Origin of the sequence: Halobaculum gomorrense (assembly GCF_900129775.1) — an archaeon.
GTDB lineage: Archaea > Halobacteriota > Halobacteria > Halobacteriales > Haloferacaceae > Halobaculum > Halobaculum gomorrense.
Map to the genome: position 1 here is coordinate 133,425 of NZ_FQWV01000008.1, position 14,080 is coordinate 147,504.

General features: G+C 69.8%; 15 protein-coding genes and 1 pseudogene. 4 read left to right on the top strand and 12 right to left on the bottom strand.

The window, feature by feature from the left end; all coding sequences use genetic code 11:
• Window position 1: 1 nt before the first annotated feature.
• A complete protein-coding gene (locus BUE16_RS13640; protein ID WP_073310746.1) occupies window positions 2-676 on the bottom strand; it encodes a DUF6517 family protein in 675 nt (224 codons plus the stop codon).
• 149 nt (window positions 677-825) lie between these two features.
• On the opposite strand from BUE16_RS13640, the gene BUE16_RS13645 reads away from it, so the two are divergent.
• A complete protein-coding gene (locus tag BUE16_RS13645) occupies window positions 826-1,821 on the top strand; it encodes a radical SAM protein (RefSeq protein WP_073310669.1) in 996 nt (331 codons plus the stop codon).
• Between the two features lie 42 nt (window positions 1,822-1,863).
• A complete protein-coding gene (locus tag BUE16_RS17025) occupies window positions 1,864-2,355 on the top strand; it encodes a hypothetical protein (RefSeq protein WP_073310671.1) in 492 nt (163 codons plus the stop codon).
• Window positions 2,356-2,368: 13 nt separating this feature from the next.
• Here BUE16_RS17025 and BUE16_RS13655 read toward each other — a convergent pair whose 3' ends face one another.
• Window positions 2,369-2,929, bottom strand: coding sequence for an NYN domain-containing protein (locus tag BUE16_RS13655; protein ID WP_079991661.1), 561 nt, complete (start codon window positions 2,927-2,929; stop codon window positions 2,369-2,371).
• A gap of 116 nt (window positions 2,930-3,045) precedes the next feature.
• Here BUE16_RS13655 and BUE16_RS13660 point away from each other — a divergent pair, with 116 nt between their 5' ends.
• A complete protein-coding gene (locus BUE16_RS13660; RefSeq protein WP_073310673.1) occupies window positions 3,046-3,498 on the top strand; it encodes a DUF5799 family protein in 453 nt (150 codons plus the stop codon).
• 47 nt (window positions 3,499-3,545) lie between these two features.
• Here the strand turns inward: BUE16_RS13660 and BUE16_RS13665 are convergent, their stop codons facing one another.
• From BUE16_RS13665 to BUE16_RS13695, 8 genes are all read right to left on the bottom strand, one after another.
• Window positions 3,546-4,553 (bottom strand): isocitrate/isopropylmalate dehydrogenase family protein, encoded by a 1,008-nt coding sequence (locus tag BUE16_RS13665; RefSeq protein ID WP_073310675.1) that lies wholly within the window; start codon window positions 4,551-4,553, stop codon window positions 3,546-3,548.
• Complete coding sequence (locus tag BUE16_RS13670; RefSeq protein ID WP_079991662.1) at window positions 4,546-5,196, bottom strand: 3-isopropylmalate dehydratase small subunit; 651 nt, start codon at window positions 5,194-5,196, stop codon at window positions 4,546-4,548. Before BUE16_RS13670 ends, BUE16_RS13665 begins: the two co-directional genes overlap by 8 nt.
• Window positions 5,193-6,656, bottom strand: a complete 1,464-nt coding sequence (gene leuC, locus BUE16_RS13675) for a 3-isopropylmalate dehydratase large subunit (protein ID WP_073310677.1) — start codon at window positions 6,654-6,656, stop codon at window positions 5,193-5,195. The genes BUE16_RS13670 and leuC overlap by 4 nt, the downstream gene beginning before the upstream one ends.
• Window positions 6,653-6,811, bottom strand: a complete 159-nt coding sequence (locus tag BUE16_RS16740) for a hypothetical protein (RefSeq protein WP_159435766.1) — start codon at window positions 6,809-6,811, stop codon at window positions 6,653-6,655. Before BUE16_RS16740 ends, leuC begins: the two co-directional genes overlap by 4 nt.
• A complete protein-coding gene (gene ilvC, locus BUE16_RS13680; protein ID WP_073310679.1) occupies window positions 6,804-7,871 on the bottom strand; it encodes a ketol-acid reductoisomerase in 1,068 nt (355 codons plus the stop codon). Before ilvC ends, BUE16_RS16740 begins: the two co-directional genes overlap by 8 nt.
• A 21-nt stretch (window positions 7,872-7,892) precedes the next feature.
• A complete protein-coding gene (ilvN, locus tag BUE16_RS13685; protein ID WP_079991663.1) occupies window positions 7,893-8,681 on the bottom strand; it encodes an acetolactate synthase small subunit in 789 nt (262 codons plus the stop codon).
• Window positions 8,678-10,504 carry a biosynthetic-type acetolactate synthase large subunit gene (gene ilvB / locus BUE16_RS13690; protein ID WP_073310681.1) on the bottom strand — a complete coding sequence of 609 codons (1,827 nt, stop codon included), beginning with the start codon at window positions 10,502-10,504 and terminating at the stop codon, window positions 8,678-8,680. Before ilvB ends, ilvN begins: the two co-directional genes overlap by 4 nt.
• Before the next feature lie 271 nt (window positions 10,505-10,775).
• Entirely contained in the window at window positions 10,776-11,960 is a 1,185-nt protein-coding gene (locus tag BUE16_RS13695; protein WP_079991664.1) for a LeuA family protein, read from the bottom strand.
• Between the two features lie 358 nt (window positions 11,961-12,318).
• On the opposite strand from BUE16_RS13695, the pseudogene BUE16_RS13700 reads away from it, so the two are divergent.
• Window positions 12,319-12,606 (top strand): annotated as a pseudogene (locus BUE16_RS13700) (DUF5779 family protein); the annotation flags it as partial.
• A gap of 80 nt (window positions 12,607-12,686) precedes the next feature.
• Here the strand turns inward: BUE16_RS13700 and BUE16_RS13705 are convergent.
• A complete protein-coding gene (locus BUE16_RS13705; RefSeq protein ID WP_079991665.1) occupies window positions 12,687-13,262 on the bottom strand; it encodes a cupin domain-containing protein in 576 nt (191 codons plus the stop codon).
• A complete protein-coding gene (locus tag BUE16_RS13710; protein WP_073310685.1) occupies window positions 13,259-14,050 on the bottom strand; it encodes a VOC family protein in 792 nt (263 codons plus the stop codon). The genes BUE16_RS13705 and BUE16_RS13710 overlap by 4 nt, the downstream gene beginning before the upstream one ends.
• Window positions 14,051-14,080: the final 30 nt, after the last annotated feature.

A 14,080-nucleotide genomic window follows, 5' to 3' on the forward strand; every position in this document is an offset into this window, starting at 1 on the left:
ACTACCCCTCGTTGTGAGTGACGGCGCGCATCATCGTGCGCACGTCGTCGCCCTGGCCCGACAGCAGCGACGGGTACGCGCCGACGGTCACGACGAAGTCTGCGCCCGCGCGCGCGGCCTCGGAGACGTGGATCGTCACCTCCGTCGTGACGCCCTCGGCGATCGTCGCGTCGGCGGTGAACAGCCCGACGGTCGTGTCGGTTCCGAGGATCGACACCGTCTCCTCACCCGTCGACTGGAGGCCGCTGATCCCGTCGTACCGGGTGAGCATCCGCCGTGCGAGATCGCGGGTACTCAGCTCGCCGACCGGGTTGAACGTCTGCCCGGCGATCTCCACCGCCGGCGTCGACAGCGCCACGAACATCGACGCGCGGACGCGCTGGCCGAGCACCTCCGCGGCTTTGTCGTACTGCGCGAGTTGGTTGGTGACTTCGACCTCGCGGGTCTGCCCCGCGACGGTGAACTCCCGCGTCAACACAAGCGGGTCGATCTTGTACTTGGAGAACCCCGTCGACTCCAGCGTCGACTGCGGGACCGACGCGACGTTCGCCGAGAACGTGAGCGGCTTGGACCCGGTGATAGCGCCGAGACAGCCGCTCGTCGCAGTCGCGCTCCCCAACGCGAGTGCTCCGCCCGCCGCCCGAATGAGCTCCCGTCTGCGTGCCTCTCGTGACATTGCCGGGACGACGAGCGCGAGCGATATCAGTTTCGTGGTTCGGTTACCCGACGTCGCCGCCCGGATATCGCCCGCGACACTGCCCCACACGGACGAACGACCCAGTATCGCACCGTTTTTGCCGCTCGGCCGGGTATATCGCATACCGAATGATTTCGAAGGGCTGTGAACAGTGCTCCAAGGGCGGGAAGATGGTGCTGTTCGTGTACGGCTACTGCGACCAGCGCGACTGCTTCTACTGCCCGCTTGGTGAGAACCGCAAGAACGTCACCGACGTGTACGCCAACGAGCGCCTCGTCGAGTCCGACGAGGACGTGATCGAGGAGGCCAAGCGGATGTCGGCGCTGGGCACCTCCATCACCGGTGGCGAGCCGCAGGAGGCGATGGGAAAGACGACCCGCTACCTCCGCCTGCTCAAAGACGAATTCGGCGAGGACCACCACACCCACCTCTACACGGGGATCACCGGCGGCCGCGAGAACATGCGTCGCCTCTCGGAGGCTGGCCTCGACGAGATCCGCTTTCACCCGCCCGTCGAGCAGTGGGGCGATCTCCACGGCACCGAGTGGGAAGACATCCTCTACGTCGCCCGCGAGGAGGGCCTGACGCCGGCGTTCGAGATCCCCGGCATCCGCGCCGAAGAAGAGTTCCTGGAGTTCCTCGACGAGGGAGCCGCCGAGTTCTGCAACATCAACGAGTTCGAGATGTCCGACGGGAACTACCGCCGGATGCAAGAGCAGGGCTTCGAGCTCCAGGAGGGGCACATGTCCGCCGTCGAGGGCTCGAAGGAGGCCATCCTCGACGTGATGGGCGACCACGAGCGCGTCTACTTCTGTACCTCCGTGTTCAAGGACGCCGCCCAGCACCGCAACCGGCTCAAGCGCATGGCGCGCAACCTCCGGCGCCCGTTCGACGAGGTGACCGACGACGGCACCCTCGTGTACGGGAAGACGTACACCGATCCCGACCGGTTCGAGGCGCTGGAGGTGCCCGAGGAGTTCTACTCGGTCAAGTCCGAGCACGTCGAGGTCGCGTGGTGGCTGCTGGAGGAGATGATCGCGGAGGGTGACCTCGACGACGGCGAGGTCGTCGAGCAGTACCCCACCTATGACGGCACCGTCGTCGAGCGGACGCCGCTGGCGTAGCGCGGCGGAAAGCACTTACCCGATTCGCCGTTGGCTCCCGGCGTGACCAACGCCTTCCGTCCGGTCGTGCTCTGTGTTCTCGTCGTCGCCGCCGGGTGCCTTGGCCCCGCCGGCGTGGCGACCCCCGCGACCGACACGCCGACCGAACCGCCGTCCGCAACGTCGACCCCGGGACAGACACCGACCCAGACGGCGCCCGTGACACCGCCCGTCTCGGACGAGGTCGCGGGCGAGCGAGCCGTCGCCGCCGAGCAGGCGCGGATCGAGCGGATCGCCGCGGGGAACGACACCCTCACGGGACTGTCGTTCGGTATCCTCCGCCCCGACGAGTTCGAGGTCGTCGACCGGAACCGAACCGCCGTCATCGTCCGCGTCACCGTCGGGTACAGCGTCTCGTTCGACTGCGACGGCGACGGCGAACCGGAGTCGTCGGCCGATGGCGCGTACACGGAGGCGACGTATCTGGTCACGGAGACGGAAACCGAACTGCGGGCCGTCTCGCAGGGGTTCCTCCCGAGCGGCGGCCACTGTTAGCCCGCGAGCGGAACTACTCCCCGAGCGTCACCGCGTCGTCCGCGCTCCGGCGGAGCGCGTCCGAGCGGCCGTAGCTCCCCGGGGCGATGGCGAGCGTCCGCAGGCCGTACTCGTTGGCGACCTCCAGCGCCGGCTTGAAATCGGTGTCGCGGGAGGCGATCGCGACGGTGGCCGCTCGGCGCTCGGCCGCGAACGACGCCGCGTCGACGGCGAGTTTCACGTCCACGTCGCCGCTGGTGGTGATCACTTGGAAGCCGTTCGCCTCCGCGGCCTGGATCAGCCCCGGCGTGGCGTGCTCGTCGAGATACAGGCGCGCGGTGACGAGGTCGCCTCCGGTCCCGTCCCCACGCGTCGCGGCCCCCCGCAGATCCGCGAGGTCCACGTCGAACTCCTCGCGGAAGACGTTCGGCCCGTCGACGAACAGCGCAACCCCTCGCGGCGTCGCGAGGCTCCCGTCGGCGTCGCGCCACGGTCCGTGTGGCCCGGCGGCGCCGGCGTCGACAGGGGACTCGCGTGCCGTCCCGGGGGCGTCGGCGGCGGCGTCCACTCCGAGAATGCGATCCAGCAATCCCATGCCGAGGGGAGCGGCCGTCCGCCGATACGCGTTCCGGTTCGTCCACCGCCGCGACGCCGCGCGGCCGCCGTCGTGCGAGGGAAACCGACATACCCGCCGCCCGCGATCGTGCGGATATGAGTGACTGGACCGACGCGATCGTCGGAGAGCGCATGACCGTCGACCGCGAGTTCACCGACCGGCTCCGCCAGTCGGAGTTCTCGAACCAGGAGTGGGGGCTGATCATGACCGCCGTCGAGTTCGAAATCGAAGACGCCGACGACCCCGAGAACGCCCGCATCGTCGCCGACACCTCGAAGCTGCCGCAGATCATCCCGGAGCTGGACAACATCTCCCAACAGATGGGCGCGATGAGCGGTGCCGACCCGAGCGGTGACTCCTCTGGTGGCGCGTTCGGCGAGATCGTCTCGGACATCAAGGATGCCCTCCTCGGTGGGGGGGGCAGTGGCGTCGACGACCAGACGCTCGAGGCCGCAGAGGGGCTCACCCAGGAGTACGCCGACGAACTCCAGCGACACCTCGAATCGAAGGGGAAGTTCGAACAGGTCCGACTCGCCTATCAAGAGTAGGCCGGCGGCGGCGTCGACGGCGTCCCGACGCGTTGTCGGTCGAGGAGTTACAGCCGCGCGAGCACCGCGTCCGTGACCTCGCGGGTCGTCGCCTCGCCGCCGAGGTCGGGCGTGCGCGGGCCGTCGGAGAGGACGCCCTCGACGGCCGACCGGATGCGCGCGCCGGCGTCGTCGTCGCCGAGCGACTCGACGAGCATCGCCGCCGAGAGGATCGTCGCCGAAGGGTTCGCGACGCCCTTGCCGGCGATGTCGGGCGCGGTGCCGTGCACCGGCTCGAACAGCCCGCGCTCCTCGCCGACGTTCGCGGAGGGGAGCAGGCCGAGTCCCCCCACGAGGCCGGCGGCCAGGTCCGAGAGCACGTCGCCCGCGAGGTTGGGGCAGACGACCACGCCGAACTGCTCGGGGTCGAGACACACCCGCGTCGCGAACGCGTCCATGAGGACGGTGTCGGCGTCGACGCCGCGCCGCTCGGCTTCCGCGAGCACGGTGTCGCGGAACAGGCCGTCCGTCTCGCGCATCACGTTGGCCTTGTGCGCGACCGTGAAGCCGTCGTGGCCGCGCTCGGCGACGTACTCGCAGGCGAACTCGCCGAGCCTGCGGGAGGCCGACTCGGTGACGACCCGCGTCAGCGTCGACACGTTGTCGGTGAGACGGTCCTCGTGGCCCGCGTACACACCCTCGGTGTTCTCCCGGAGGAAGACTAGATCCGTCTCCGGTCGGAGCGCGTCGACGCCGAGGTACGCCCGCGCGGGGCGGACGTTGACGAACGAGCCGACGGCCTCCCGCAGCGGGAGGATCACGTCGGCGGCCGACTCACCGGCGGCGCCGAACAGCGTCGCATCCGCGCTCGCTGCGAGGTCGTACGTCTCCGCGGGCAGCGCCTCACCCGTCTCGTCGAGCGTCGCGTCGCCCGCCTCGGCCTCGGCGAACGCGTAGTCGCCGACGGCCTCCAGCACCTCGACGGCCGCCGGGACGACCTCTCGGCCGATGCCGTCGCCCTCGATCACCGCGATCTCGGGGGGAGCGTCGGCGTCGCCTCTCGATCCCTCAGTCATCGGTGTAGGGCAGGCTGTCGTTGACCGCCTTCGCGCGGTCGAGGTTCGTCCGCATCACGGCGGTCGTGTCCCAGATGCCCTCCAGCAGGGCCTCGCGCATCGCGTCTGGAACCTCGCCCTCGACGGTCTTCCCGTCGTACTGGACGGTCTCCTCGCGCACGTCGACCTCGATGCCGGCGTCGGGGGTCGCCTCGATGAAGTCCTGGAGGTCGACGGCGTCCTCGTGGTCGACCGCGAGCGTCGCGATCCCCAGCGACTTGCAGTTGTCCTGGAAGATCTCCGCGAACGACTCGCCGACGATGGCCTCGACGCCCCAGCGCATCAGCCCCTGCGGGGCGTGTTCGCGGGAGGAGCCACAGCCGAAGTTGTCGTTGACCGCGAGGACGTTGGCCCCCTGGAACTCGTTCAGCGGGTGGTCGTTGAGGGTTCCCTCGTCGTCGCGACGCTGGTCGTAGAAGGCGTACTCGCCCATGTCGTCGAAGGTGACCGCCTTCAGGAACCGCGCGGGGAGGATCTGGTCGGTGTCGATGTCGTCGCCCCGGATCGGCACTCCGGTGCCGGCCACCCGCCGGATCGCGGGGACGGCCGTCCCCTCGCGGGGCTCGTCGCTCCGGTCGTCGGCGACCGGCGCGTCGTCGCTCATCCGTCCACCTCCGCGTCCGCGACGGGGGATCCCGATCCCGATCCCACCTCGTCGGCGGTGTCGAACTCGCGCACGTCGGTGACGGCGCCCTCGACGGCCGCGGCGGCGACCATCGCGGGCGACATCAGGTGGGTGCGTCCCTCGGTGCTCCCCTGGCGACCGACGTAGTTGCGGTTCGAGGAGGACGCGCACACCTCATCGCCCTCCAGCGCGTCGTCGTTCATCGCCAGACACATCGAGCACCCGGCCTCGCGCCACTGGAAGCCGGCGTCTTTGAATACCCGATGGATGCCCTCCGCCTCCAGCGTGCGCTTGACCGTCCCGGAGCCGGGGACGGCGAGCGCGCGCACGTCGTCGTCGACCGCGCGGCCCGCCAGCACGCGGGCCGCCTCGCGGAAGTCCGCGACGCGGCCGTTCGTGCAGGTGCCGAGGAACGCCACGTCGACCTCGTGCTCCGCCATCGTCTCGCCGGGCGTGACCTCGGTGTGCGCCTGTGCGGTCTCTGCGGCCTCGGGGTCGCGCGTCTCGGCCGGCTCGGGCACCGGCTCGTCGACGCCGACCACCTGCTCGGGATTGGTTCCCCACGACACCTGCGGCGCGAGGCCGTCGGCGTCGACCTCGACCACGTCGTCGTACTCAGCGTCCTCGTCCGAGCGGATGGACTCCCAGTATTCCTTGCGCTCCTCGAACGCCTCGCCCTCGGGGGCGAACCCCCGACCCTCCAGATACTCGTAGGTAGTCTCGTCGGGGTTGATGTAGCCCGCGCGGGCCCCGCCCTCGATGGACATGTTACACACCGCGAGGCGGCCCTCCATGTCGAGGCTCCGGATCGCCTCGCCGCCGTACTCGTACACGTGGCCGACGCCGCCGTCGACGCCGAGCTCGCGGATCACGTGGAGGATGACGTCCTTGGCGCCGACGCCGTCGCCGAGTTCGCCGGTGATCTCGACGCGCCGGACGGCCTTCTTGTCCGCCGAGATGGAGCCGGTGGCGAACACGTCGCGGATCTGGCTGGTGCCGATCCCCATCCCGATGGCGCCGAAGGCGCCGTGGGTGGAGGTGTGGCTGTCGCCGCAGACCACGGTCATGCCCGGCTGGACGAAGCCCAGCTCGGGGCCGACGACGTGGGCGATACCCTGCCGGTCGTCGTCGAGGCCGAAGAAGCGGATGCCCGCGTCCTCGGTATTGCGCTCCAGATGGGTGAGCATCTCCTCGGCGCGCTCGTCTGCGAGCGGGCGCTCGCGCCCCTCGCTCGTCGTCGGGACGATGTGGTCGGTCGTCGCGACGGTACGGTCCGGGAACGCGACCTCCATGTCGCGCTCGCGCAGCATGCCGAACGCCTGCGGGCTCGTCACCTCGTGGACGAGGTGGAGGCCGATGAACAGCTGGTCCTGTCCGTTCGGCAGGTCGGCCACCTTGTGGCGTTCCCACACCTTGTCGTACAGCGTTCCCTCGCTCATCGGCGGACGTCTCCCGGGTCGTCGCTCGCGCGCGAACGCCCGCGCGACCACACGTCGTTCGGCTCCGGGTACGGGGCGGTGTGGTCCACGTCGGCGATGGTGTCGCCGTTGCGGTCACCGTCAGTCGCGGCGGTCTGATCTCGATCCTCAGTCATCGGCGCGTACCTCGGTTTTCTCCTCGTCCGATTCGGCCTCCGCCTCCTCGTCGGCGCCCCACGCGAACAGCGCGCGGAGGTTCTCGCCCACGTCCTCGATGTCGTGGTTCTTCTCGGCCTCGCGAAGCTGCGTGTAGGAGGGTCGGCCGGCCTGATTCTCGGCGATCCACTCGCGGGCGAAGGTGCCGTCCTGCACCGCCTCCAGCACCTCCTCCATGTTCTCGCGGGCATGCTCGTCGACGATCTCGTCGCCGCGCGAGAGCCCACCGTACTCGGCGGTGTCCGACACCGAGTCCCACATCTCGCCCATCCCGCCCTCGTACATGAGGTCGACGATGAGCTTCATCTCGTTCAGGCACTCGAAGTACGCCATCTCACGGGAGTAGCCCGCGTCGACGAGCGTCTCGTACCCCTGCTTCACGAGTGAGGTGACGCCGCCGCACAGCACCGCCTGCTCGCCGAACAGGTCCGTCTCCGTCTCCTCGCGGAACGTCGTCTCGACGACGCCCGCACGGGTACAGCCGATGGCGTGGGCGTACGCGAGGGCCTCCTCGCGCGCGCCGCCCGTTTCGTCCTGGTAGACGGCCAGCAATCCGGGCGTCCCCTCGCCGGCCTCGTAGTTACGCCGCACGAGGTGGCCCGGGGATTTCGGCGCGATCATCGTCACGTCGACCCCCGCCGGCGGGACGATCTGGTTGTAGTGGATGTTGAAGCCGTGGGCGAACTGGAGGGTGTCACCCTCCTCGACACCCTCGCGGATGTCCTCCCACACGTCCGGCTGGACGGTATCTGGCACGAGCACGGAGACGATGTCCGCCTCTGCGGCGGCTTTGGCGGGCGTCTCGACGCGCAGGCCGTCGTTCTCGGCGGCCGAGCGCGAGGAGGAGGCCTCGTGCAGGCCGACGATCACGTCGACGCCGGAGTCGTCCAAGTTCTGCGCGTGGGCGTGCCCCTGGCTGCCGTAGCCGAGCACGGCAACGGTCTTGTCGTCGATCTGTGCGCGGTCCGCGTCATCATCGTAGTATACCTCGGTGTCGAAGGTGGAATCGGAGTCTGTCATGTGTGTGGTGTGTGAAGTGTCTCAGTCGTCGTAGTTGGTGAACTCGTCGTCGGTCGAGTCGGCTGAGTGACCCGGCTCCTCGCCGGGGGTCGTCGGGGAGTCGCCCCGCTCCAGCGCGGTCTGACCGGTCCGGGCGATCTCGATGATGCCGAACTGGTCGAACGCGTCGATCGCGTCGTCGATCGTGTTCTCGTCGCCGGTGATCTGCACCGTAATGGTGCGCGGCCCCGCGTCCAGCGTCTGCCCGTCGTACATCGAGGTGATCGCGTGGACCTTGTCGGGGTCTTTCCCGCGGACCTTCAGCAGGACGAGCTCGGCGGCGACGGCGTCGTTGCTCAGTTCGCCGACCGCGATGACAGGCGTGAGCTTCGCGAGCTGCTTTTTCGCCTGCTCGATACCCGCCTCGGTCTCCTCGACGACGAGGGTGATCCGCGAGTGCCCCTCGACGGTCGTCGGGCCGACCGTCAGGCTCTCGATGTTGAACTGTCGCCGCCGGAACAGCCCCGCGGCGCGCGCGAGCACGCCCGGCTCGTCCTCGACGAGCGCCGAGACCGTCGCTCGCCGCGTTGGCTCGGGCCCGTGGTCCGGCTCCTTTCGGACGCCGTGTTCGTCGCGGCGACCCGACGGGTGGGGTCGTTCCTCGGGGTGCGGGCCGGCGAGTCCAGTCTCCGGCGCGTCGCCGCCCGTGGGCCGGGCGTGCTCGACCAGGGGGGACTCAACGGGGTGGTCGGTGCCGCCGTCGGTGGCGGCATGCTCCTCCGGAGCCAGTTCGTCGCCACCCTGCTCGCTCCGCTCGGCCTCGCCCGTCATAGCTGGTCCTCCGCGAGCGCGAACTGCCCGTTCGCCGCGCCGCTGGCGACCATCGGGTAGACGTTCTCCTCGGGGTCGATATGCGCGTCGACGACGGAGGGGCCGTCGTACGCGAGCGCCTCCTCGACGACGCTCTCCACGTCGTCGTACTCGTCGATGCGGAAGCCCTTCGCACCGAACGCCTCCGCGAGCGTGTCGAACTCCGGCATCCAGTCGTACTGGGAGGCCATGTGGTTCCCCTCGAAGAAGGCGTCCTGCCACTGTCGGACCATCCCGATGTACTCGTTGTTGAGCACGACGACGGTGATGTCGAGATCCTCGCGGACGGCGACCGACAGCTCCTGAATCGTCATCAGGAACGAGCCGTCGCCCTCGAAGCTGATCACCTCGCGGTCGTCGTCGGCCGCGACGCGGGCGCCGATGGCCGCGGGCAGGCCGTATCCCATCGTTCCCAGCCCGTGCGAGGAGACGAAGGTGCGCGGCTCACGGTACGTCCAGTACTGCGCGGCCCACATCTGGTGTTGGCCGACGCCGGTGGTAACGTACGTGTCGTCGTCCATCGCGGCGTCGAACGCCTCGACGACGAACTGCGGTTTCACCGGCTCGTCGGGGTCGATGGCGTAGTCCATCGGGTACTGCTCGCGCCACTCGTCGCACTGGGTGCACCACGACTCGGTGTCGGGGGCGTCCCCGTAGCCGATGGCGGCGTCGAGCTGGTCGAGGACGGTCGCGGCGTCGCCGATGACCGGGTAGTCCGCGTGGACGTTCTTCGAGATCTCGGCGGGATCGATGTCGACGTGGACGACCTCCGCCTCGGGGGCAAAGGTGTCGACGCCGCCGGTGAGGCGGTCGTCAAAGCGCGTCCCCACGGCGATCAGGCAGTCGGTGTGCGTGATCGCCATGTTGGCGTAGCCGGTGCCGTGCATGCCCGCCCACGAGAGACACAGGTCGTCGTCTTCGGGGAAGCTCCCGATGCCGGGCATCGTCGTCACGACCGGGATCTCGAACTCGCGGGCGAACGCCCGCGCCTGCTCGGTCGCGTCGCCCTTGATCACGCCGCCGCCGAACAGGCAGAGGGGTCGATCGGCAGCCTCGATGGCGGCGGCAGCCGCCTCGACCTGCTCCTCGTCGGCCTCGAGATCGGGCACGGCGCGATCGGGCGCCGTGGGTTCGCCGACCGGGCGGTCAGTCTCGCCGAAGGTGATGTCCTTCGGGAGGTCGACCAGTGTCGGTCCGGGCCGGCCGGTGTTCGCGAGCGCGAACGCCTCGCCGACCGTCTGGCCGACCTCGTCGGAGTCGTTGGCGAAGTAGTTGTGCTTCGTGATGGGCGCGGTGACGCCGACGGTGTCGGTCTCCTGGAAGGCGTCGGAGCCGACCATGTCCGAGGGGACCTGCCCCGTCAGCGCGAGCATCGCGTCCGAGTCCATCGACGCGTCCGCGATGCCCGTGACGAGGTTCGTCGCGCCCGGCCCCGAGGTCGCCATACAGACGCCGGGGTCGCCCCGGACGACGCCGTAGGCGTCGGCCGCGTGGACGGCGCCCTGCTCGTGGGCCATCGTCACGTGATCGACCGTGGAGGCCGACAGCGCGTCGTAGACGGGCATGATCGCCCCGCCCTGCACGCCGAAGGCGGTCTCGACGCCCGCGGCTTCGAGCGCGGCGACGACGGCGTTCGCGCCGCTTCCGGGCGCGCGCGTCGCCGCCTCCTCGCGAGCTGCGGCCGCGTCGTCGTCCGTCCGTTCTGGCTGGTCCGCTCGATCGGTTCGCCCCTCATCGTCACCCTCGTCGGGCGACGCGGCGTCGGGGGTCGCTGGCTCGCTCATCGTCGTGGTCCTCCATCCGTGTGTGTCATTCGTTCGCGGTCGGTGATCGCTGGTCGCTAATCGGATACGGTCGATACGTGCGTCGGGAGTGGGTGGTGTGGGGGCGCTTACCCCCCTACGATACCCGCGATTCCGGCGAGAAGGGCAATGACGCGCTCCGCGGGCGCCGGGCGAACGGCGGTCGGCGCGGATCTCGTCGTCATCTCGCCTTCGGTTTTCGGCGCGTGCCTCATAACCGTGACGCGGGTGGCAACGATTGCACCCCGGTGGGTTAGACGCGGGCCTCCTGCTCGCGCTCCTCCTCGGGGTCCTCCTCCATCTCGGCGACGCCCTCCTCGCGGGCGAACCGGCGCACGTCGCTCATGGTCACGCGGCCCTCGGCGCCAGCGTCTTTCACCCGGCGGGTGACCGCGCGCACCTGCGACTCAGTGGGGTCGAATCCGGCGTCGGTCAGCCGCTGGCGGACCGAGTGGGTGCCGGTGTGTTTCCCCATCACCAGCTCGCGGGTCGCGCCGACCATCTCCGGGGTCATGACCCCCGGCTCGAACGTGTCGCTGTTCTCGATGACGCCGGCGGCGTGGATGCCGGACTCGTGGCTGAAGGCGTTGCGCCCGACCACGGGCTTGTTCGGCGGCACCGCGATGTCGCTGGCCTGCTCGACCATCCGCGACACCTCTGTGATCTTCGTCGTGTCGACGCCGGTGTCGGCGTCGTACAGCGACTCGGCGGCCATGACGACCTCCTCGAGGGCGGCGTTGCCGGCGCGCTCGCCGATGCCGTTGACCGACACCTGCATCTGGTCGGCGCCGGCCTCGACGCCGGCCAGCGCGTTCGCGCCCGCCAGCCCGAAGTCGTCGTGTGTATGCACGTCGATGCCGGCGTCGGTGTGCTCGGCGACGACCTCGATCAGGTCGCCGAAGCGCCGCGGCGTCGCCACCCCGCAGGTGTCGGGGATGTTGATCCAGTCGACCCCGACCTCGTCGACGGCCTCGATGACCTCGACGAGGAACGACTCCTCGGTCCGGGTGGCGTCCATCGGCGAGAACATCACCTCGGCGCCCGAGTCGGTGGCCATCTCGACGGCCTCGACGGCCCGCTGTTTCACCTCCTCGCGGGTGGCGTGCATGGAGTCTTCGATCTGCACGTCGCTCGTGGAGACGAACGTGTGGATCATCCCGACCCCCGAGTCGATGGCGGCCTGGATGTCTTTCTCGACCACGCGGGCGAGCCCGCAGACGGTTGTATCGGTCGACTCCGCGATGTTGCTGACGGCCTCGAACTCCGCGTCGGAGTTGACCGGGAACCCCGCCTCGATGACGGAGACGCCCAACTCGTCGAGCGCCGCGGCTATCTCTCGTTTCTCCTCGGTCGTGAACGACGTTCGCGGCGACTGCTCGCCGTCGCGCAGCGTCGTGTCGAAGATGCGGACAGAGTCGAACTCGTCAGAAGCACTCAGCGTGCCCTGGAAGAACTCGTTCCGCCGGACTGGTTACCGACGAGTCCTGGTTATGGGACATCATCGCATGTGAGAGCAGAACTGATTGTAAAGCGTTGTGGTCGGACAGGTCACGGCGTCGGCGAACGATCATCACGAACGTTCGATCAGAAGAGGGATCGCAGTACTGCGGCGACTACCCACCAACTCGAATTCATAGTATATCCTAATACACATGGTATTGACGAACGGTCGGCGCCGCGGCGTCACGCAGACGGTGCGACGGGGTCGAGTGTCGAGCGCGACGGGTTCGCGCCGGTCAGACGCCCGTCGGACCGCGGACCGAACCCTTTTGAAAGCACACGCCGTGAGGCGCGATATGAGCGATTTCGGGCTCGACCTCCGCGACGCCGAGGAGCTGATCGAGTCGGAGGGAACGGTGGGGGACGTGGTGCTGGGGGTGCTCGACGGGAGGACCGAGCCTGAGGAGTGGGTGCGCAACGTCGAGTACGGCAACGTCCTCGTGCTCGCCGTCGAAGGGGACCTGAACGAGTTGGCCAGCGGGTTCGCCCGCGAGGTGAACGACATGGGCGGCGAACTCACGCACTTCCGGGGCTTCCTCATCGTCTCGCCCCCGGGCGTCGGCATCGACACCGATCGGTTGAACTGACCGGGCGCCGGCCCCGGCGACTGCGGCGCGCGGTTACTCCCGACGGCCGCCGAGCGCTACCAGGAAGCTCCGACTCGCTACCCCGAGAAGCGGTCGGTCTCGGCGCCGCACGCCGCACAGCGCAGGACGTACTCCTCGGCGTCCGGGTCGGCGCCCTCGCCTCGGGGCTCGACATCATACTCGCGGTCGGCCTCTGCGCCGCAGGCGGGACACTCCTCGCTGATCACCGCGCCGTCGGCGTCCTTCGGCGCGCCGACCGCGAGAAAGCGACACGGCTCGTCGCCGGCGGCGACCGCCCGGTTCGGGGCGCCCGCGGGGACGAAGAACGCCTCGTCGGCGCCGACGCGGTACGTCCGCCCGGGCGTCTCGACCGCCAGTTCGCCGTCGATGACGTAGAACAGTTCCTCGTGGTCGGGGTGGCGGTGGAACCCCCACGGCACTCGCTCGCCGGGGTCAGCCTCGTAGTAGTTGCAGCCGAACAACGACGCCCCGACGGCCTCGTCGAGTTCCCGCTTCGCTCGCGTCGGGTTCGGCGTGTTCGCCACGTCGTCGACGGCGACGTGGCGGTAGCCGCGGTCGGCGCCGTCGTCCCGGTCGTCTCCGTCTCCGTCTTCGTCGGCCGCGCCGCCGGCGTCCGATCCGTCTCCGCTCACCGCTGCGCCCCTCTTTCGTCAGCCTGCCCGTCTACGGCACCGCCTCCGTCGCTGTCGGCCGGCAGCAACACGAGGTGATGGCCGTCGGGGTCGTACAGCTCGACCGAGCCGTCGGACGACTCCCGGACCGTCACCGAGGGGAGGTCGCCGTAGGCGTGCTCGGCGACGGCCGCGGGCTCGCGCACCCGGACCGCGAGGTCGACGTGGACGCCCCCGCGGGCGCCCGCGAGGCCGAGTTGGGGCTCCCACAGCTCCACGTCGAACTGCCGCTCGGCGCCGGCGGGCCCGCGCAGCCGGATCCGCCGGCGGTCGTCGCCGCGGTCGACCGCCGAGAAGCCCAGGGCAGACCAGCAGTCGCTCGCGAGGTCGACGTTCACGACCTCCAGCACCACCTCGAAGACCCCGATCAATCCGGTCCCGGTATCGTCGGGGGCCGTCCCGCCGATCTCCGGCGCGTGGCCGTCCGCGTCCTCCAGATACAGCGAGCGGAAGGAGCCGAAGTCGACCTCGGTGGCGTCGGGGAACCGCGCGCGCCACCCGGGGTACTCGCGGCCGGTCGTCTCGAACGCGAAGTGCGTGTGGAGGCCGCCGCGCGGGACCGAGTCGGGGCGACGGAGCACGAACTCGGTGCCGCCGACATCAAAGGCGCACTCGGTGTCGCTGCGTCGGGTCGGAACCAGACCGAACCTGTCGGCGTACCACGCCGCCGCGCGCCCGAGGTCGGTCACCTCCAGCGCCAGCGACGCCAGCGCCGGACGCGGCTGCGTCGTCGCGGGTCGCGTTGTCATCTCGTCCGCCCTTCCGGCGGCACCCCACTT

What these genes read in the sequence shown, in the direction of transcription:
- BUE16_RS13640 (WP_073310746.1), bottom strand. Translation starts at nt 676, where the DNA reads ATGTCACGAGAGGCACGCAGACGGGAGCTCATTCGGGCGGCGGGCGGA.
- leuC (WP_073310677.1), bottom strand. Translation starts at nt 6,656, where the DNA reads ATGAGCGAGGGAACGCTGTACGACAAGGTGTGGGAACGCCACAAGGTG.
- BUE16_RS13645 (WP_073310669.1), top strand. Translation starts at nt 826, where the DNA reads ATGATTTCGAAGGGCTGTGAACAGTGCTCCAAGGGCGGGAAGATGGTG.
- BUE16_RS16740 (WP_159435766.1), bottom strand. Translation starts at nt 6,811, where the DNA reads ATGACTGAGGATCGAGATCAGACCGCCGCGACTGACGGTGACCGCAAC.
- BUE16_RS13710 (WP_073310685.1), bottom strand. Translation starts at nt 14,050, where the DNA reads ATGACAACGCGACCCGCGACGACGCAGCCGCGTCCGGCGCTGGCGTCG.
- BUE16_RS13655 (WP_079991661.1), bottom strand. Translation starts at nt 2,929, where the DNA reads ATGGGATTGCTGGATCGCATTCTCGGAGTGGACGCCGCCGCCGACGCC.
- ilvN (WP_079991663.1), bottom strand. Translation starts at nt 8,681, where the DNA reads ATGACGGGCGAGGCCGAGCGGAGCGAGCAGGGTGGCGACGAACTGGCT.
- BUE16_RS13665 (WP_073310675.1), bottom strand. Translation starts at nt 4,553, where the DNA reads ATGACTGAGGGATCGAGAGGCGACGCCGACGCTCCCCCCGAGATCGCG.
- BUE16_RS13660 (WP_073310673.1), top strand. Translation starts at nt 3,046, where the DNA reads ATGAGTGACTGGACCGACGCGATCGTCGGAGAGCGCATGACCGTCGAC.
- ilvB (WP_073310681.1), bottom strand. Translation starts at nt 10,504, where the DNA reads ATGAGCGAGCCAGCGACCCCCGACGCCGCGTCGCCCGACGAGGGTGAC.
- ilvC (WP_073310679.1), bottom strand. Translation starts at nt 7,871, where the DNA reads ATGACAGACTCCGATTCCACCTTCGACACCGAGGTATACTACGATGAT.
- BUE16_RS13670 (WP_079991662.1), bottom strand. Translation starts at nt 5,196, where the DNA reads ATGAGCGACGACGCGCCGGTCGCCGACGACCGGAGCGACGAGCCCCGC.